Raw genomic sequence first — 18,789 nt, 5'->3', positions numbered from 1 at the left:
GCTCTAAAATAGCTCCTAGTCAATCGAATATTTCCACCTATTAATAATCCGAAAATGAAGAACCTGTTACCCGAGGCCGCTCCCGGCTTCGACCAGCCGGTCGCCGTGCTCAAGCACTGCCATGGCCGTATCCGCAAACAACTGGCCACGCTGGACAAGCTGCTGGCCCACCTGCCCCAGCATGGCGCCGACCAGCAGGCGCAACAGGCGGCGCAGGCGGTGCTGAACTATTTCGACAAGGCCGCGCACCTGCACCACGAGGACGAGGAGCAGGACCTGATCCCGATGCTGCGCGCCACCGCGCAGGGCGACGACGCGGCCACGCTGCAGGCGCTGGTGCCGGTGATCCTGCAGGACCACCAGGACATGGACGCGCTGTGGCTGGCGCTGCGCCCGCAGCTGGTGGCCATTGCCGAGGGCAGCGCGGCGGTGCTGGCGGCGGACACCGTGCAGCGCTTTGCCCAGCGCTACACGGCCCACATGGAGCGCGAGGAAGGCACGATGGCGCCGATGGCGCTGCGCCTGTTCAGCCCGGAGCAGATGGAGCGCATGGGCCAGTCGATGCAGGCGCGGCGCGGCATCACTGCGGCGGCGGCCCAGCCGGCGCCGGCGCAGGCGCTGGGTTCGCGCGTGGCCGACCTGCGCAAGGATTACGGCCAAGCAAGCTTGTCCGAGGAAGACGTGGCCGAAGACCCGATCGCGCAGTTCACGCACTGGTTCGAGGAAGCGCTCAAGGCCGAGGTCAACGAGCCGAACGCAATGAGCGTGTCCACCGTGGGGGCGGACGGGCGCCCGAGCTCGCGCATTGTGCTCATCAAGCAGTTCGACGAGCGCGGCTTTACGTGGTACACCAACTACGAAAGTCAAAAAGGCCAGCAATTGAGCGCCCATCCGTTTGCCGCTTTGTTATTCTTTTGGAGCGAACTTGAACGCCAGGTGCGAATCGAAGGCCGGGTGGAACGCGTGGCGGCAGAGGAAAGCGACCAGTATTTCCACAGCCGCCCGCTGCAAAGCCGCTTGTCGGCCATCGCGTCGCACCAGAGCGCCCCGATTGCAAGCAGGGCTGCGCTAGAACAGAACTACGAAGCGGTAGCAAGGCAGTATGGCGAAGAGCCGCCGAGGCCAATCCATTGGGGTGGTTTCCGTCTCGTGCCGGAACGCATTGAATTCTGGCAGGGGCGCCGGTCCCGTTTCCACGACCGCATTGTGTACACGCGGCAACAAGACGGGCGCTGGACGCGGCAACGTTTACAACCGTAGGCTGGCCACGCAGGCCGGCCTGCTGTCGACAGCCGGAGGTCATGCGTGTTCACCGAGATGAAGCTTTCCGCCTGGAGCACAGGCGTTCGCAGCAAAGTCAACCTGCCGCTACGGATCGAACTGTGGAACGGGCAAACGTTCGACCTCTCGTCCGATCCGCCGCGCGTCACGCTCAAGGTGTCCGGCCCGTCGGCGCTGCGCTACCTGATGGTGCCGTCGCTGTACAACCTGGGCCGCGCCTACGTCGAGGGCGCCATCGACGTGGTCGGGCGCGTCATGGACATCATCAACATCGGCAACGAGCTGGCGGCGTCGTCGGCCAAGGTGCCGGGGCGGCTGGCGCGGGCCATGCACCTGGTGTCCAACCACACCAAGGAAAAAGACGCCGAGGCGATCCGCTACCACTACGACGTCTCCAACGAGTTCTACCAGGCCTTCCTCGACCCCAACATGGTCTATTCCTGCGCCTACTTCGAAACCGGCGAGGAAGACCTGGCCACGGCGCAGGTGCGCAAGATCGACCACATCCTCAACAAGATCGGGCTGCAGCAGGGGCACACGCTGCTGGACATCGGCTGCGGCTGGGGCGCGCTGGCAATCCGGGCCGCGCAGCGCGGCGCGCGCTGCATCGGCGTGACCCTGTCCGAGAACCAGGCCCTGCTCGCGCGCGAGCGGGTCGAGCGGCTGGGTTTGTCCAACCAGGTCGAGATCCGGCTGCAGGACTACCGCGATGTCGAGGGCCAGTTCGACCGCATCACCAGCGTGGGCATGTTCGAGCACGTGGGCGTGGACAACCTGCCCGCATACTTCGGCCGCATCAACCAGCTGCTCGCGCCCAATGGCGTGGTGATGAACCATGGCATCACCACCACCGACATCGACTCCCGCTCGACGCCATATGGCGGCGGCGAGTTCATCGACAAGTACGTGTTTCCGCACGGCGAGCTGGCGCACCTGTCCACCGTGATCCAGACCATGCAGCAGGGCGGACTGGAAGTGCGCGACGTTGAAAACTTGCGCCGGCACTACGCGCGCACCTGCGCCACCTGGTCCGAAAATTTCGAGAACAACAGCGAGCGCATCCGCGCGCTCACCGACCAGAAGCACTACCGCATCTGGCGCGTGTACCTGGCCGGCTGCGCGTATGCGTTCTCGCATGATTGGATCAGCCTGTACCAGATCGTGTGCGGCAAGGCGGGGCAGGATCCGGCCATGATGCCGTGGTCACGGCGGTATATGTACCACTAGCCGCGAGCCGCCCGCACCGTCGTCCCGGCGAAGGCCGGGACCCATAACCCGTCAGCAGAAGAGCAAGCTCCGGCGCAACCAAACAGCCGGCTCAGCATGGGTCCCGGCCTTCGCCGGGACGACGTGCTGCTGTTAGCGGCTAAAGGCCAGGCTGGGTCACGCCGTCTCTTTCAGCCTGTTCGCAAACACCTTCCTGAACTTGGCCACCTTGGGCGCGACCACGAACGCGCAGTAACCCTGCAGCGGGTGCTGGTTGAAGTAATCCTGGTGGTAGGACTCGGCCTTGTACCAGGTTTTGGCCGGCTCGATGTGCGTGACGATCGGCGCGTCCCACACGCCGGCCATCTCGGCCATCACCTTGCGCGCCACCGCTTCCTGCTCGGCACTGGTGGTGAAGATCACCGAACGGTACTGCGTGCCGACGTCATTGCCCTGGCGGTTGAGCGTGGTCGGATCGTGAATCGTGAAGAAGATCTCGAGGATGTCGCGGTAGCTGATGAGCGCCGGGTCGAACTCGAGCCGGACCACTTCCGCGTGCCCGGTGGCGCCGCCGCACACCTGCTCGTAGGTGGGGTGCGGGGTGTCGCCGCCCATGTAGCCCGATTCGACGCGGGTGACCCCGCGCGCCTGCTGGTACACGGCCTCCAGGCACCAGAAACATCCGCCGCCCAGGATCGCCACTTCCGTGCGCGCGCCTTCGTTTTGGTTAGCCACAGCATCCATCTTCGACCCCACAACAAATACCTGCCCGAACGACTTGCTGCCAGCGAACTGTTCCGCCGGCAATCTCGGCAGTAAATATTCCCATGCCTTTAACTGTAACGCAAAGTACCTGCCTTGTGCAGCCTCAATTCTGCGGGGAGCGACAGCGGCCGCCGCCGGGCAATGGCATAATGGCGGCAACAATCCAGGGCCCCAATGAACACACGCTTTCCCCGCGCCGCAACGCGCGGTTTCGACTCGGTACAGTTTCGCCGCGCGCTGTCGCAGTTCGCCACCGGCGTGACGGTCATCACCACGCGCCTGGCCGATGGCAGCTACCGCGGCCTGACCGCCAGTTCGTTCAATTCGGTGTCGCTCGACCCGCCGCTGGTGCTATGGAGCCTGGGAAATGCCGCCAACAGCCTGCCCATCTTCAGCGGCAATTCGCACTATGTGATCAACGTGCTCTCGGCCGGCCAGCAACACCTGGCGGACCGCTTCTCGCGCCGCACCGATAATCCCTTCGCCGGCATCGAATTCGAGCTGTCGCGTACCGGCCAGCCGATCCTGAAAGGCACCGCGGCCTGGTTCGAGTGCCACAACCGCAGCCGCTATCCCGAGGGCGACCACGTGATCTTCGTGGGCGAGGTCGAAGAGTGCTCGGCCCACCCGCAACCGGCCCTGCTGTTCCATCGCGGCCAGTTTGGCAGCACGCAAGAACGTTAGGGCCAGTCCGCCTATCCTTGTCGCTCAAGCAAAAATGAAAATGGCTGTCGCAGATTGGAAAGATGCGACCGGCCCGTGTTTCTATAATTGAACGATTCGCGGCCCGTCCACCGTGGCCGCCTGACGACAAGAACCTACCGAGACAGGACCACCCATGAAGCCTTCCAGCAAAGCCCAGTTCCACTGGGACGACCCCCTGCTGCTGAACGAACAGCTGACCGATGACGAGCGCATGGTGCGCGACGCGGCCGCCGCTTACTCGCAGGACAAGCTGCAGCCACGCATCCTCGAAGCCTTCCGCCACGAGCGCATGGATACGTCGATCTTCCGCGAGATGGGCGAACTGGGCCTCCTGGGTCCGACGATTCCCGAGCAGTACGGCGGCCCCGGCCTGAACTACGTCTGCTATGGCCTGATCGCGCGCGAGGTCGAGCGCGTGGACTCGGGCTACCGCTCGATGATGAGCGTGCAGTCGTCGCTGGTGATGGTCCCCATCTACGAATTCGGCACCGAGGCGCAGCGCCAGAAATACCTGCCCAAGCTGGCCAGCGGCGAATGGATCGGCTGCTTTGGCCTGACCGAACCGAACCACGGCTCGGATCCGGGCTCGATGGTCACCCGCGCGCGCAAGGTCGATGGCGGCTACGCGCTCACGGGCAACAAGATGTGGATCACCAACTCGCCGGTCGCGGACGTGTTCGTGGTCTGGGCCAAGGACGACGAAGGCGCGATCCGTGGCTTCGTGCTCGAAAAAGGCATGAAGGGCCTGTCGGCGCCGGCGATCCACGGCAAGATGGGCCTGCGCGCCTCGGTCACCGGCGAAATCGTGATGGACGACGTGTTCGTGCCGGAAGAGAACGCCTTCCCGGACGTGCGCGGCCTGAAGGGCCCGTTCACCTGCCTGAACTCGGCGCGCTACGGCATTGCCTGGGGTGCGCTGGGCGCGGCGGAGTTCTGCTGGCACATGGCGCGCCAGTACACCATGGACCGCAAACAGTTCGGCAAGCCGCTCGCGGCCAACCAGCTGGTCCAGAAGAAACTGGCCGACATGCAGACCGAGATCACGCTCGGCCTGCAGGGCTGCCTGCGCCTGGGCCGCATGAAGGACGAAGGCACGGCTGCGGTCGAGATCACGTCGATGATGAAGCGCAACTCGTGCGGCAAGTCGCTCGACATCGCCCGCGTGGCGCGCGACATGCTGGGCGGTAACGGCATCTCGGACGAATTCGGCGTGATCCGGCACATGGTCAACCTCGAGGTGGTCAACACCTACGAGGGCACGCACGACATCCACGGCCTGATCCTGGGGCGCGCGCAGACCGGCATCGCCGCGTTCTGACGGCCACGGCGTCATCCCGGCGCACGCCGGGACGACGGTTTTGAGGCCAACAATAAAAAACCCCGCCGCAGCGGGGTTTTTCGTTACGGCGGGCGGGCTTAGAACTTGTAACCCACCGACACCATCACCGAGCTCGGATCGAGCTTCATGTGCTGGTTCTGGCCGCTCGAGAAGTGCACGTCGGTCGACAGCTTGGTCTTGATGTAGGCCGCGCTGGCGAACCAGCGCTCGCTGAAGTTCACCGCCACGCCCACTTGGCCCGAGTAGGTGAACTTGTTGTCGATCTTGAAGGTGGTCGGCACGCCGGTGCCCGGGTTGGTCAGCGCCGTCATCTGGCCCGAACCGGTCGCCTTCTGGAAACGTGCGTAGGTCGGGCCAAAGCCGATGTACGGACGGATCATCGAGCTCGGCTCGAAGAAGCGGTACTGGAAAAACAGGGTCGGGGGCAACGCCTCGACCGTGCCCAGCTGGCCGGTGCCTGCGATCGCGCCGGCGCCGTAGATCTTGTGCTTGTACGGCGTACCGAGCGCGCCTTCCAGCGAAATGTTGTCAGTCACGCCATAAGCAAACACCAGCACCGGCTGGGTGTCGCCGCTGACATCACCTTGCGATTTCGGCAGCGCCGGCGCCGAGATGTAGCCACTCTCGACGTGCGGGGTGATCTTGTTGACGCCGACCGAAGCCGTCCACTGGCCCGCCGACTGCGCCGATGCGCTCGATGCCGCGCCGAACACGCCCGCCAGCACCAGCATCTTCACGACGTTCTTCACACGTACTTTCATTTTATCTCCTGATTCTTATAGTGGAACGGCCCGCCGCAGCGTGGCGACGGGCCCGCCGTGATGATTACAGCCAGCCCTTGACGACCATCTGCTCGAGGACGTAGCGCGCGATCAGCGAGTTCTCGTACGGGGTCGGGTGGACATCGTCGGCGAACATGTAGTGGCTGACGTCGCCAGCAGCCAGGTTGCTGCCGTTGCAGACCAGCGAGCTGCCGCCCAGCGCGTTGTTGCCGCAGGCCTTGTCCTTGGTGTTGGTCAGGCCGTACGGACCCGGGTTGGTGACCTGGTCGTGGCTGATCGCCCACAGGTCCACGTACAGCACCTTGGCATCGTCTGCCACACCGGCCTTGAGCTGGGCGTTGAAGGCATCCACCGCCTTGCCGATCAGGGCGCGCACGTCGGCGCTCTGGCCGGTGGCCGACGGGGTGCTGGCCACGTCCGGCAGGTTGTTGACCACCACGTAGTTGGCGCCCTTGCCGATGATCTGGGTCTTGACCAGGGCTGCCAGCTCGGCGCCGGCGGTGCCCATTGCGGTCACGATGCCCGGGGCGTTGGCGGCAAAGTAGTCGGCGCCGGCCTTGGCGCCGGCCGCGGCCGCGTCGGCCTGGGCCTTGGTCACCATCGGGCCGTACACGGTCGGCGAGGCCACGGCCTGATTGCCCGGCTGCTGTGCGGCAGCGGTCACGGCGGCGGTCACGACGCTGGTGTCGGTGTGGCTCGGGTTGGCCGATTCGGTCTGGATCGCCAGGCCAATCGCCTGCGCCGCCGTTTGCGGGTTGGTCGCGCCGGCTGCCAGTTGCATGGTCAGCGAGGTGGCAAAGGTGGTCTGGCCGGCCTTGGTGCCGGCGGCGGTGGCGGCAGCCGACAGCTGGCCCATCAGCACCAGGATATCGTTACCGCCAGCCATCACGGTCACCACTTCGGTGCCGCTGAATTTGCCGCCGCTCTTGGCCAGGTGGTTGGCCACTTGCTGGACCACCGGCACGGTCAGCGCGCCCACCGGCGAACCGGTCAGCTTGTTGCCGGCGCCGACCGGGTTGGTCACGCGGGCGCCGCCCTGGGCGTAGTTGAAGCAGTTCGGGTGGTCGGTGACGGCTACCGAGAAGCCCTTGGTGGCGTCGCCCTGCAGGCCGGTCTGGGCCGCGCAGACACCGCTCACGCCGAGCTGGGCGCCGACCAGTTCGGTCCAGTTCTTGCCGGTCAGGGTCGGCTCTTTGGCGGTGTTGTCGCCGTTGATCGTCCATTTGCCGCCGCCCAGCGCCAGCACGCCGCCAACGGCATAGCTGCCAACGTCCGACAGGCTGTCGCCGAAGGACACCTGGGCGCTGTACTTGGTCTTGAGCGTTTGGTCGCCGGGTTTGCTGCCATTGCCGCCGCACGCAGCGAGGACGGCCGCGGTCAACAGCGCGAGCGCGAGATTGGTGTGACGCATTGTGTCTCCTAGATTGAAATGTTCTTGTTGAAACGAACGCCCGTGCTATTCGTGTCGCAACTAATATGCCAGTGTTCTGTTCGCTTGTATAGCGAAAGCATTGCAAAAACGTTAGTTCCCAGCAACAAGCTGTCAATACAGACGAGCAACTGGAGCGGTGGCGATTATAGCAACGCCGGCCGAGCACGCTAAACGAATTTGTGCGCGCAATAGCCGGGCTCAAGGAATGTTCATGCGCCGCGGGTTGGCACCCCGCGCACGGGAACTTTGGGACGCCGGCGCGGCACCTAGCGCGCCAGCACCGACTGGAACCAGTCGCGCGTGGCCGCCATGCAGAACGGCGCGACCAGCCCGGCATGGTAGCTGGACGCCACCGCGTCGCCGCCATTGGCCGCGCGCAGCGCCGCCTTGGCGGTGGCAAAGCCCAGTTTGGGCAGGCGGAAGAAGTCGTTCAGGCCATCCAGCGAGGAATCGATGTTCAGCTCGGTGACGGCGGCGCCACGCGCGCGGAAGTAGGTGGCGCTGTCGCTGGTATTGAAATACGGGACGGTCGGGTCGCCGTCGCCGCCACACAGCAGCAGCGGCACATTGGGCGCGTAACTGCGCAAATCGTTGCGCACCAGCCAGGAGCGCAGCGCCTGCGCCGGCGCGCACGACAGCGGCGCGCGCGCGTCCTGGCTGCACGGGTGGACGGCCATGTCGGCCAGGTAGCCGGCGCGGTAGTCGCTCCTGAGCAGGTTGCCCGAGCCGAAGTACTGTCCATAACCGCTGGCCTGCGGCATGGAGTCGGCCGCAAACAAGGCGGTGGCCGGCAGCTTGCCCTGGCTGACCAGTTCGCCCGCTCCCAGCGTGCCCGGCACCAGGTCCACGATCCCGCCGGCGTACTGCGCCTCGTAGATCTCGGCGGGATTGCGGTACAGCCCCGCGCCGGCATGCTGGCCTGCATTGACAAGCAGCGGCACCACCACCGTCGCGCCGTCGCGCGGGGCGCCGCCGAACAGCTGGTCGCCGAACCGGGCCAGCGCGTAGGGGCCGGACATGCCGGCCGCCGCCGTGACCGCAAACTCGCTCGCGCCCTGCAGCTGCATCGCGCGCTGGGTCGCCAGCGCCACGTAGCCGCCCTGCGAATAGCCGGTCACCATCAGCTTGCCCGAGTCGCGTGCGCCGATCGCCGGGAAGGCGGCGCGCGCGGCGCGCAAGGCGTCGATCATGTCGGCCGATTGCTGGTCGCGGTCCAGGTAGGGGTGGTAGCCGAGCGAGGAACCGCCGTAGCCGGCATAGTTGGGCGCCACCACGATGAAGCCCTGCGCGGCGAAGATGGCGGCGGCCAGCCGGGACTCGGTGTTGTTGGCGATATCGGCCATGTCGTACGCCTTTTGCAGCGAGGTGCCGTGCGCATACAGCAGCACCGGGCGCGAATTGCTGCACGAGCTGCCTGTCCCGGACGGCACCATCACGGTGGCGCTGGCGTCGGTTGCCTCGCCGGCGCCGCCGATGGTGTTGTAGTGCACGCGGTAAATCGACACCGCACACTGCGGCGGGCCCGAGATGGCGGTGGTGCCGCTTTGCGCGGCCTCGAGGAATGCGGCCATTTCCGCCGGCTGCACGGTGGCAACGCGCACGCTGGCCGACAGCGCCACCGGCACCGCGGTGGCGCTCGCGAGCAGGCTGCCGCGCGCCGGGGCGGCCACCGGGGTGGGGTTGGCGACGCCGGACGGGGTGCCGCCGACCGTGGTCCCGCCGCCGCATGCCGCGAGCAGGAGTGGAAGGGCGAAGGCGAGCGGGTAACGCATGGTCGATCCTGGTGCTGGGTCTTGTCTGCAGGCGCGCGGACGCGCCGAGGCGGCCTGGCGGATGCAAGGCGCGGGGATGAGACGAAGGGATTGTTGGCGACGGCAGGGACTAATGCCGGGTTCGTTCAGGATCGTATCACTGCTGATGAGGCTGGCGGGCTGAATGTTGCGCTACGGCCACGAATGGCCGTCGTCGCGGCGAAAGCCGGGACCCACGCTGAAGCGAGCTGGAGCCGCACGCTTTGCATCATCGCAAACGATGTATGGGTCCCGGCCTGCGCCGGGACGACGTTGGAGACGGTGGGGAATGATGAAATGCGCGGCTTCGGTTGAAGCCGCGGTTTACTTCAGCAGTGCCTGCAGTGCGCCCTCGGACCCGTGCGCGGCGCGGCGCAGACGGTCGTTCACGCCCAGCCAGGCGTCGTCACGCGGGGGCGCTTCGACCAGGATCACGTCCGCGCCCACGCCATCCATGGCGCGCAGTGCAGCGTACAGGTCGTGCGCGTAGCCATCGGGGGTGGCGGGCAGTTGTATGGCAGCGTGCGCGGCAGGCAGTTCCGAGAAATGAATCAGGGTCGCCTTACGCCCCGCCGCGGCGATGCGTTCGAGCGTTGCGGGCAGCGTTGCGCCAGCCTGCAGCACCACCGGCGTGCTCGGCGCGTAGTGCGATTCGAGCGTGCCCGAGGCGCGCGGCGCGGCGGCGTCGGGAGCGGCCGGGCGTTGGCCGATCACGCGCTCGATCGCGTCCGCGCCAATGTGGCCGGGCCGCAGCAGCACCGGGCCATGCGTGGCCAGCCGCGAAAGGTCCACGATGGTCGATTCGATGCCCACCTGCGACGCGCCGCCATCGAGCACCAGCGCCACGCTCGCGTCGCCCGCGAACTCGTCGCGCACGTGCTGGGCCAGGGTCGGGCTCACGTGGCCGAACTTGTTGGCCGACGGCGCCGCGACGCCGCCCTGCCCGCCCTTGAAGGCGCGCAGCAGCGCCACCGCCACCGGATGCGAGGGGCAGCGCAGGCCGATCGTGTCCTGGCCGCCGCTGACGGCATCGGGAATGCCAGGTGCGCGTTTGAGGATCATGGTGAGCGGCCCGGGCCAGAACGCCCGTGCCAGCGCGCGCGCTTCGTCGGGAATGTCGCAGGCCCAGTGCTCCAGTCTGCCCTCGGGCGCCAGGTGCACGATGACCGGATGGTCCTGCGGTCGCCCCTTGGCCGCGTAGATGCTGGCCACGGCCGCCGGGTTCTCGGCGTCCGCACCCAGGCCGTACACGGTCTCGGTCGGGAACGCGACCAGCCTGCCCTGTTCCAGCAGGCGCGCGGCGTCCTGCACCGCGCCCTGGTCGATGCCCTGCCCGTTCACGGTGCGATGCCCAGGATGGCGCAGGCCGCGCGCAGCTGGTCTTGCGCTTCGCCCAGCGTGGGGGCGACGAAGGTCACGTGGCCCATCTTGCGGCCGCGGCGCGGTTCTTCCTTGCCGTACAAGTGCAGGCAGGCGCCGGGCAGCGCCAGCACTTTGTCCCACGCTGGCTCGCGCACGGCGTCGCCGTCATACCAGATGTCGCCGAGGATGTTGAGCATCACCGCCGGCGAATGCTGGCGACAATCGCCCAGCGGCAGCCGCGCCATTGCGCGTACCTGCTGCGCAAACTGGCTGGTGACGCAGGCGTCGATGGTGTAGTGACCGCTGTTGTGCGGGCGCGGCGCCATCTCGTTGACGACCAGCGAGCCGTCCTGCAACACGAAGAACTCGATGCACAGCACGCCCACGTAGCCCAGCTGCGCGATCATCGCCGTCGCCGCGTCCTGCGCCTTCTTGGCGCATGCGGCCGACACGTTCGGGCCCGGCACGGTGGTGGTGAACAGGATGCCGTCGCGGTGCACGTTCTCGGCGATCGGATAGACCACCGATTGACCGTCGGCGCCGCGTGCGGTCAGCACCGACACCTCGTACGCCAGCGGCAGCATCTTCTCGAGCAGGCAGGTCACGCCGCCCATGGCGTCGAACGCCGCGCGCACGTCGTCGCGCGTTTTCACGCGCACCTGGCCCTTGCCGTCATAGCCCATGCGCACCGTCTTGAGAATGCCGGGCAGGAGCTCGTCGGGGATGGCGTTGATGTCGTCGTGCGAAGAGATCGCCTTGTGCGGCGCGGGCATCACGCCCGAATGCGGCGCGCACTCCACAAAAAAGCGCTTTTCAAGGATGCGGTCCTGCGCCACCGACACGCACGATGCGCCCGGCGCCACGAACACCTGCTGCGCCAGGCGCGACAGGCTCGCGGCCGGCACGTTCTCGAATTCGGTGGTCACCGCCACGCACTGCGCGGCCAGTTCGTCCAGGCCCTGCGCATCCTGGTAGGCCGCCTCGACCACGCGATTGGCCGCGTGCCCGGCCGGGCAATCGCGCGTCGGTTCGAGCACCGCCACACGGTAGCCCATCGCCTGCGCGGCATGGGCGAACATGCGGCCCAGCTGGCCGCCGCCCATCACGCCGAGCCAGGCCGGCGGGAGGAATGGAGTCTGCTGCGTGTCGCTCATACGGTCGGAAGGGCCATGGCCTTGGCGGCCGCGGTCTGCTGGTTGCGGAATTCCTGCAGCTTGGCCGCAAGCGCGTCGTCGTTCGCCGCGATCATCGCCACCGCGGTCAGGGCCGCGTTGGCGGCGCCCGCCTCGCCGATGGCGAAGGTGGACACCGGCACGCCCTTGGGCATCTGGACGATCGACAGCAGCGAGTCCTCGCCACGCAGGTACTTGGACGGCACCGGCACGCCCAGCACCGGCACGATGGTCTTGGCGGCCACCATGCCCGGCAGGTGGGCAGCGCCGCCGGCGCCGGCGATGATGGCACGCAGGCCGCGCTCACGCGCAGCTGCCGCATACGCGAACATCTCGTCCGGCATGCGGTGCGCGGAGATCACCTGCGCCTCGTGCGGCACGCCGAACTGCTTGAGGATGGCGACCGCATGCTGCATCACGTCCCAGTCCGAGGACGAGCCCATGATCACGCCGACCAGCGGTTTTGCTTGCTCGGCCATCGCGTCAGACCTTCAGCTTTTCGCCGGTCAGGCGCTCGATCGCCTCGAAATACTTGGCCTGGGTCTTTGCGATCACGTCCTGCGGCAGTGCCGGGGCGGGCGCGGTCTTGTTCCAGTCCTTCAGCGTCTCGAGGTAGTCGCGCACGAACTGCTTGTCGAACGACGGCGGGCTCATGCCCGGCGCGTACGAGTCGGCCGGCCAGAAGCGCGACGAGTCCGCGGTCAGCACTTCGTCCATCAGGTGCAGCACGTTGTTCTCGTCCAGGCCGAACTCGAACTTGGTGTCGGCGATGATGATGCCGCGCGTGGCGGCGTAGTCGGCCGCGGTCTTGTACAGCTGGATGCTGATGTCGCGGATTTTGCGCGCCAGCTCGGCGCCGATGCGCTGTTCCATCTCCGCGAAGCTGATGTTCTCGTCGTGCTCGCCCAGGTCGGCCTTGGCGGCCGGGGTGAACAGCGGTTCGGGCAGCTTGTCGGCCTGGCGCAGGCCTTGCGGCAGCGTGATGCCGCAGATGGCGCCGCTGGCCTGGTAGTCCTTCCAGCCCGAGCCGATGATGTAGCCGCGCACCACCGCCTCGACCAGGATCGGTTTGAGGCGCTTGGCCACGACCGCGCGGCCCTTGACCTGCTCCACTTCGTCCGGGCGCACCACGCTCTCGGGGTCGATGCCGGTCAGGTGATTCGGCACGATGTGGCCGAGCTTGTCGAACCAGAAGTTGGTCATCTGGTTGAGCACCATGCCCTTGCCGGGGATCGGCTCGTTCATCACGACGTCGAAGGCCGACAGGCGGTCGGTGGTGACGATCAGGATCTTGTCGTCGCCCACTGCATAGTTGTCGCGCACCTTGCCGCGGCCCAGCAGCGGCAGGGACTGGATAGTGGATTGGTAGAGGCTGTTCATAGAAGGGTATCGAAAAAACGCAAAACCGGCGGGGAACGCCCGCCGGTGTCAGAAACTGGTTTCCGGCGTAACCGGAACGTGGTGCCGCCAACCTGTACCGCGTCGTCCCGGCGGACGCCGGGACCCATGCTGAGTTGCCCGGCAAGCGGTTTCGTTTCAGTCAGCATGGATCCCGGCTTGCGCCGGGATGACGTTTTTCGGGCGCCCGAAAAACGTCATTTTACTTCACTTCACGATCTGGGCCAGCTCACCGGCCTTGTAGCGCTCGGCGATCTTCTCGAGCGGCATCGGCTTGATCCTGGCGGCCTGGCCTTCGCAGCCGAAGGCGATGTAGCGTTCCTTGCAGATCTTCATGGCCGCTTCGCGGGCCGGCTTGAGGTAGTCGCGCGGGTCGAACTTGGACGGGTTCTGCGCCATGTACTGGCGGATCGCGGCCGTCATCGCCAGGCGGATGTCGGTGTCGATGTTGATCTTGCGAACGCCGTGACGGATGCCTTCCTGGATCTCCTCGACCGGCACGCCATAGGTTTCCTTCATGTCGCCGCCGAATTCGCGGATGATGGCCAGCAGGTCTTGCGGCACCGACGACGAGCCGTGCATCACCAGGTGGGTGTTGGGGATGCGCGCGTGGATTTCCTTGATGCGGTCAATCGCCAGGATGTCGCCGGTCGGCTTGCGGGTGAACTTGTAGGCGCCGTGCGAGGTGCCGATGGCAATGGCCAGCGCGTCGCACTGGGTTTGCGCGACGAAGTCGGCGGCCTGGTTGACGTCGGTGAGCAGCTGCTCGCGTGTCATGGTGCCCTCGGCGCCGTGGCCGTCTTCCTTGTCGCCCTTCATGGTCTCGAGCGAGCCGAGCACGCCCAGCTCGGCCTCGACGGTCACGCCGATCGCGTGCGAGAACTTGACCACTTCCTTGGACACGCCGACGTTGTATTCGTAGCTGGCCACGCTCTTGCCGTCGGCCTGCAGCGAGCCGTCCATCATGACGGAAGTAAAGCCCGAGCGGATCGCGGCCATGCACACCGCCGGCGACTGGCCGTGGTCCTGGTGCATCACGACCGGGATGTGCGGGTAGGCTTCCACCGCCGCCTCGATCAGGTGGCGCAGGAAGGCTTCGCCGGCGTACTTGCGGGCGCCGGCCGAGGCTTGCATGATGACCGGCGCGCCGACGGCGTCGGCGGCGGCCATGATAGCCTGCACCTGCTCAAGATTGTTGACGTTGAATGCCGGAAGGCCATAGCCGTTTTCGGCGGCGTGGTCCAGCAGCTGACGCATTGATACGAGTGCCATGGTTGAACTCCAAAAATAATAAAAAAACCTGTTATTCGTATTCGCCTACCCGCACGATCTTGAGCGCGTTGGTGCTGCCCGCCTGGCCCATCGGCGAGCCCCAGGTCACGACGATCATGTCGCCCTTCTTGACCACGCCCACGCTCATCAGGAGCTCCTCGGCCTTGGCCAGCACGGCGTGGCTGCCGCCCTCCTGCTGCAGGGGGAAAGCTTGCACGTTACGATACAACGATGCCTTGCGCTGCGTCGTCTGGGACGGGGTCAGCGCGAAAATCGGGGTGTTGACGCGGTGCCGGCTCATCCACAGCGCGGTGGAGCCGGACTCGGTCAGGGCGACGATCGCCTTCACGTTCAGGTGGTGGGCCGTGAATAAGGTTGCGTAGGCAATCGACTGGTCGATGCGGGTAAACTGCACGTTCAGGAAGTCCGCTTCGAGCTTGTTGTACTCGGAGCGCTCGGCTTCCAGGCAGATCGCCGACATCATTTCGACGGTCTCGACCGGGTACTTGCCGGCGGCGGTCTCGGCCGAGGTCATCACGGCGTCGGTGCCGTCCAGCACGGCGTTGGCCACGTCCGACACCTCGGCGCGGGTCGGCACGGCGTTCACGATCATCGACTCCATCATCTGGGTCGCGGTGATGGCCAGCTTGTTCGAGTCGCGCGCCATCTGGATCATGCGCTTTTGCAGCGCCGGCACGGCGGCGTTGCCCACTTCCACCGCCAGGTCGCCGCGCGCGACCATGATGCCGTCGGAGGCGTCGAGGATTTCCTGCAGCACGGGAATGGCTTCGGCGCGCTCGATCTTGGCGATCATCAGCGGCTTGTGGTGGTAGGGCTCGCCGGCGATGTTGGCCAGCTGGCGTGCCATTTCCATGTCGGTGGCGCTCTTGGGGAACGAGATCGCCAGATAATCAGCCTGGAAGCGCATCGCGGTCTTGATGTCTTCCATGTCCTTGGCGGTGAGCGCGGGCGCGGTCAGGCCGCCGCCCAGGCGGTTGATGCCCTTGTTGTTGGACAGCTCGCCGCCCACCTTGACGGTGGTGTGGATCTCGTGGCCGACGATCTTGTCGACGATCAGCACGATCAGGCCGTCGTTGAGCAGCAGCGTGTCGCCCGGGCGCACGTCGCGCGGCAGCGCCTTGTAGTCCAGGCCCACGCGCTCCTGGTTGCCCAGTTCGCCGTTGTCGCCGTACCTGGCGTCGAGAATGAACTTGTCGCCGTTGGCCAGTTCGATTTTATTGTTCTCGAACTTGCCGATGCGGATTTTCGGACCCTGCATGTCGGCCATGATCGCCACTTCGCGCCCGCATTCGGCGGCCGCGCGCCGCACCAGGTTGGCGCGGTCGATATGGTCCTGGGCACGGCCATGCGAAAAGTTCAGGCGCACCACGTCCACGCCCGCTCGAATCATCCGGACGAGGACATCGAAATCAGAGGAAGCGGGGCCGATGGTTGCGACGATCTTGGTACCACGTTGCATAGCGATCCTTCAGAAAAGAAAAGCGCAGCCGTCCGGAACTGCGCTAAGGTTTGCTTACTTGGCGCTGCGCTGCAGCAGGATCTCCACCGCCGGCAGGGTCTTCCCTTCGAGGAACTCGAGGAAGGCGCCGCCGCCGGTCGAAATGTAGCCGATCTGGTCGGCGATCTTGTACTTGGCAATCGCGGCCAGCGTGTCGCCGCCGCCGGCGATCGAGAACGCCTTTGAATCGGCGATCGCGTGGGCCAGCGTTTTGGTGCCTTCGGCGAACTGGTCGAACTCGAACACGCCCACCGGGCCGTTCCAGACGATGGTGCCGGCCTTGGCCACCTGCTCGGCCAGCATGGCGGCGGTCTTGGGGCCGATGTCCAGGATCATGTCGTCGTCCAGCACGTCCTTCACATCCTTGACGGTGGCGGCGGCGGTCGGGGCGAATTCCTTGGCGCACACCACGTCCACCGGGATCGGCACCTGGGCGCCGCGCGCGGCCATCATGTCGATGATGGCCTTGGCCTCGCCGACCAGGTCGGCTTCGGCCAGCGACTTGCCGATCGGCAGCCCGACGGCCTTCATGAAGGTGTTGGCAATGCCGCCGCCGACGATCAGGTTGTCCACTTTCGAGGCCAGGCTTTCCAGGATCGACAGCTTGGTCGAGACCTTGGAGCCGGCCACGATGGCCAGCAGCGGACGCTGCGGGTTGTGCAGCGCCTTGCCCAGCGCGTCCAGCTCGGCGGCCAGCAGCGGGCCGGCGCACACCACGGGCGCGAATTTGGCGATGCCGTGGGTGGTGGCCTCGGCACGGTGCGCGGTGCCGAAGGCGTCGTTGACGTACACGTCGCACAGCTTGGCCATCTTCTGGGCCAGCTCGTCCGTATTCTTCTTCTCGCCCTTGTTGACGCGGCAGTTCTCCAGCAGCACGACCTGGCCCGGCGCGACCTCGACGCCATCGACCCAGTTCTGCTTCAGTTCGACCGGCTGGCCGAGCAGCTCGGACAGGCGCCTGGCGACCGGCGCCAGGCTGTCTTGCGGCTTGAACTCGCCCTCGGTCGGGCGGCCCAGGTGCGAGGTGACCATGACGGCGGCGCCGGCTTTGAGCGCGTCGCGGATCGCCGGCACGGATGCGCGGATACGGGTGTCTTCGGTGATGTTGCCGGCGTCGTCTTGCGGGACGTTCAGGTCGGCACGGATGAACACGCGCTTGCCCTTGAGCGACCCCTGGTCGATCAGATCCTGCAAACGGGTGAAATTGAGAACGCTGTTCATGGCTTGCTCAGCAGTGGGATGGTGAAAAATTGATATTCTACCTTAGGCCACCGCGCCAAAAACGTGGAAGACGCGCAACAGTGTGAAGGCGAGCATGCCAAAGCCGATCGTCTGCAGCATGTTACGGCGCAGCAAGTAAAAGCCCAGCGACAGTACGCCCGCGACCAGGCGCGGATTGGCCAGACCCAGGTGCAGTTCCCCGCTGCCGCCGTGCACCAGGTCGGGCACGACGATGGCGGCCAGCGCGCAGGCCGGGGCAAAGCGCAGCATCTCCTGTACCCGCTTGGGGATGGTCACGCGGTGGCCGAGCAGCGCGACGCCGCTGCGCGTGAGCGCGGTCGAGATGGCCAGCAGCACGATGACGAGCCAGACTTCCCAATCAGCCACGGCGCGCCTTTCGTTTCTCGTTGGTTTCCTCGACCACCATCGCGGTCACCATGCCGCCCAGCACGGCCAGCAGCAGGCCCAGCTTGTACGGCAGCGGGTCCGCGATCACGGCAACCGCGCCGGCCACCGCCACGCCGCACAGTGCGGCATTGCTGGTCACCAGCGGCACCGTCATGCACAGGATCGCCAGCGTACCGGCGAAATCGAGGCCCCAGCTGGCGGGAACGGCGCTGCCGAGCAGGATGCCGACCAGGCAGCACAGCTGCCAGACGACCCAGTTGGGATACAGCAGCCCTTTCAGGTAGGACAGCTTGCCCGGCACCGGGGACGGGTCCGGATAACGTTGCAAGTACAGGGCGACGGTCATGTCGCCGGCGATAAAGCTGAGCAGGAAGCGCTGGCGCCAGTGCAGGTGCGCAAAGTGCGGGGCCAGCAGCGCGGAAAAGATCACGAAGCGCAGGTTGACGACCAGCGCGGTGGCAAAGATCACCCACAGCGGCGCGTGGGCGGCCATCAGCGGCAGCGAGGCCAGCTGCGCGGAACCGGCGTACACGAGCAGGGTCATACCGCTGGCCTGCCAGGCCGTCAGCCCGGTCTTGACCATGGCCACGCCAACGACCACGGCCCAGGCGCCAATGCCCAAGAGCAGCGGCAGGCCGTCGCGAAAGCCCTTGCGCCAGGCAAGCGGGTCGTGCTGGTCGCAGCGCGCATGCGCCTCGGCGGCCGAACGGAGCGGGCTCATGTAGCTATCCCGCAACAGCAGGCTGGCACGGCGGCGGAATTGGCGCGGTCGGGCATGGAAAAGAACGAACGGGGACTCTGGAACAGCCCGCCATTTTACCCGGCCATTCCGGCAAGGGGTGTGAATCCGTTAGAATCGTGGTTTTGAGTAAACTGCCTGACGGAGAACCAGATGACTGAGAAGACGATACCTGTGGTGGAATTGCAGGCCCAGGACCTGCCGGCCTACTGCCCGAACCCGGCCATGCCGCTGTGGTCGTCGCACCCGCGCGTCTTCCTCGACTTCGACCACGCCGGCCAGGCCAAGTGCCCGTACTGCGGCACCCGCTACCAGCTGGCCCCGGGCGTCGAGCTGTCGCACCACTGATCCTGCCGCGGGGGGCGCGCATGCAACACCCGGGCGCCGATTTCACCCAC

Annotated in this window: 18 protein-coding genes; 5 read left to right on the top strand and 13 right to left on the bottom strand. The window is 66.3% G+C overall.

Annotation, left to right across the window (positions count from 1 at the left end; genetic code table 11):
* The first annotated feature begins 54 nt into the window (after positions 1-54).
* Together pdxH and NX773_RS14280 are read left to right on the top strand one after the other, a co-directional pair.
* Positions 55-1,260 (top strand): pyridoxamine 5'-phosphate oxidase, encoded by a 1,206-nt coding sequence (gene pdxH, locus NX773_RS14285; RefSeq protein WP_258856986.1) that lies wholly within the window; start codon positions 55-57, stop codon positions 1,258-1,260.
* 45 nt (positions 1,261-1,305) lie between these two features.
* Positions 1,306-2,508, top strand: coding sequence for a class I SAM-dependent methyltransferase (locus NX773_RS14280; RefSeq protein WP_258856985.1), 1,203 nt, complete (start codon positions 1,306-1,308; stop codon positions 2,506-2,508).
* 156 nt (positions 2,509-2,664) lie between these two features.
* On the opposite strand, the gene msrA is transcribed toward NX773_RS14280, so the two are convergent.
* The gene (msrA, locus tag NX773_RS14275) at positions 2,665-3,222 is read right to left on the bottom strand and encodes a peptide-methionine (S)-S-oxide reductase MsrA (protein WP_258856984.1); all 558 of its coding nucleotides are present in this window, start codon (positions 3,220-3,222) and stop codon (positions 2,665-2,667) included.
* 204 nt (positions 3,223-3,426) lie between these two features.
* Here msrA and NX773_RS14270 point away from each other — a divergent pair, with 204 nt between their 5' ends.
* Together NX773_RS14270 and NX773_RS14265 are read left to right on the top strand one after the other, a co-directional pair.
* The gene (locus NX773_RS14270) at positions 3,427-3,936 is read left to right on the top strand and encodes a flavin reductase family protein (protein ID WP_258856983.1); all 510 of its coding nucleotides are present in this window, start codon (positions 3,427-3,429) and stop codon (positions 3,934-3,936) included.
* A gap of 154 nt (positions 3,937-4,090) precedes the next feature.
* Positions 4,091-5,275, top strand: coding sequence for an acyl-CoA dehydrogenase (locus NX773_RS14265; RefSeq protein WP_258856982.1), 1,185 nt, complete (start codon positions 4,091-4,093; stop codon positions 5,273-5,275).
* A 98-nt stretch (positions 5,276-5,373) separates the two neighbouring features.
* Here the strand turns inward: NX773_RS14265 and NX773_RS14260 are convergent, their stop codons facing one another.
* The 12 genes from NX773_RS14260 to NX773_RS14205 form a co-directional block, all read right to left on the bottom strand.
* Positions 5,374-6,057 carry an OmpW/AlkL family protein gene (locus NX773_RS14260; RefSeq protein WP_258856981.1) on the bottom strand — a complete coding sequence of 228 codons (684 nt, stop codon included), beginning with the start codon at positions 6,055-6,057 and terminating at the stop codon, positions 5,374-5,376.
* A gap of 64 nt (positions 6,058-6,121) precedes the next feature.
* A complete protein-coding gene (locus NX773_RS14255; RefSeq protein ID WP_258856980.1) occupies positions 6,122-7,489 on the bottom strand; it encodes an SGNH/GDSL hydrolase family protein in 1,368 nt (455 codons plus the stop codon).
* A 287-nt stretch (positions 7,490-7,776) separates the two neighbouring features.
* Positions 7,777-9,282: an alpha/beta hydrolase family protein gene (locus NX773_RS14250; protein WP_258856979.1), complete on the bottom strand. Its 1,506-nt coding sequence runs from the start codon at positions 9,280-9,282 to the stop codon at positions 7,777-7,779.
* Positions 9,283-9,624: 342 nt separating this feature from the next.
* Positions 9,625-10,641 (bottom strand): L-threonylcarbamoyladenylate synthase, encoded by a 1,017-nt coding sequence (locus NX773_RS14245; RefSeq protein WP_258856978.1) that lies wholly within the window; start codon positions 10,639-10,641, stop codon positions 9,625-9,627.
* A complete protein-coding gene (locus NX773_RS14240; protein WP_258856977.1) occupies positions 10,638-11,816 on the bottom strand; it encodes a 5-(carboxyamino)imidazole ribonucleotide synthase in 1,179 nt (392 codons plus the stop codon). The genes NX773_RS14245 and NX773_RS14240 overlap by 4 nt, the downstream gene beginning before the upstream one ends.
* Complete coding sequence (gene purE / locus NX773_RS14235) at positions 11,813-12,313, bottom strand: 5-(carboxyamino)imidazole ribonucleotide mutase (RefSeq protein ID WP_258856976.1); 501 nt, start codon at positions 12,311-12,313, stop codon at positions 11,813-11,815. Before purE ends, NX773_RS14240 begins: the two co-directional genes overlap by 4 nt.
* Before the next feature lie 4 nt (positions 12,314-12,317).
* Positions 12,318-13,214, bottom strand: coding sequence for a phosphoribosylaminoimidazolesuccinocarboxamide synthase (locus NX773_RS14230; RefSeq protein WP_258856975.1), 897 nt, complete (start codon positions 13,212-13,214; stop codon positions 12,318-12,320).
* A 225-nt stretch (positions 13,215-13,439) separates the two neighbouring features.
* Positions 13,440-14,504, bottom strand: coding sequence for a class II fructose-bisphosphate aldolase (gene fba / locus NX773_RS14225; RefSeq protein ID WP_258856974.1), 1,065 nt, complete (start codon positions 14,502-14,504; stop codon positions 13,440-13,442).
* A gap of 31 nt (positions 14,505-14,535) precedes the next feature.
* Positions 14,536-15,984 (bottom strand): pyruvate kinase, encoded by a 1,449-nt coding sequence (gene pyk, locus NX773_RS14220; RefSeq protein WP_258856973.1) that lies wholly within the window; start codon positions 15,982-15,984, stop codon positions 14,536-14,538.
* A gap of 54 nt (positions 15,985-16,038) precedes the next feature.
* Complete coding sequence (locus tag NX773_RS14215) at positions 16,039-17,244, bottom strand: phosphoglycerate kinase (protein ID WP_258856972.1); 1,206 nt, start codon at positions 17,242-17,244, stop codon at positions 16,039-16,041.
* Positions 17,245-17,286: 42 nt separating this feature from the next.
* A complete protein-coding gene (locus NX773_RS14210) occupies positions 17,287-17,631 on the bottom strand; it encodes an AzlD domain-containing protein (protein WP_258856971.1) in 345 nt (114 codons plus the stop codon).
* Complete coding sequence (locus tag NX773_RS14205) at positions 17,624-18,373, bottom strand: AzlC family ABC transporter permease (protein ID WP_258856970.1); 750 nt, start codon at positions 18,371-18,373, stop codon at positions 17,624-17,626. The genes NX773_RS14210 and NX773_RS14205 overlap by 8 nt, the downstream gene beginning before the upstream one ends.
* A 171-nt stretch (positions 18,374-18,544) precedes the next feature.
* On the opposite strand from NX773_RS14205, the gene NX773_RS14200 reads away from it, so the two are divergent.
* Positions 18,545-18,739 (top strand): zinc-finger domain-containing protein, encoded by a 195-nt coding sequence (locus NX773_RS14200; RefSeq protein WP_258823423.1) that lies wholly within the window; start codon positions 18,545-18,547, stop codon positions 18,737-18,739.
* Positions 18,740-18,789: the final 50 nt, after the last annotated feature.

It is taken from the genome of Massilia solisilvae, assembly GCF_024753215.1.
Lineage (GTDB): Bacteria > Pseudomonadota > Gammaproteobacteria > Burkholderiales > Burkholderiaceae_D > Telluria > Telluria solisilvae.
The sequence above is the reverse complement of the archived record's forward strand: the minus strand, read 5'-3'. Positions and strand labels throughout refer to the sequence as shown.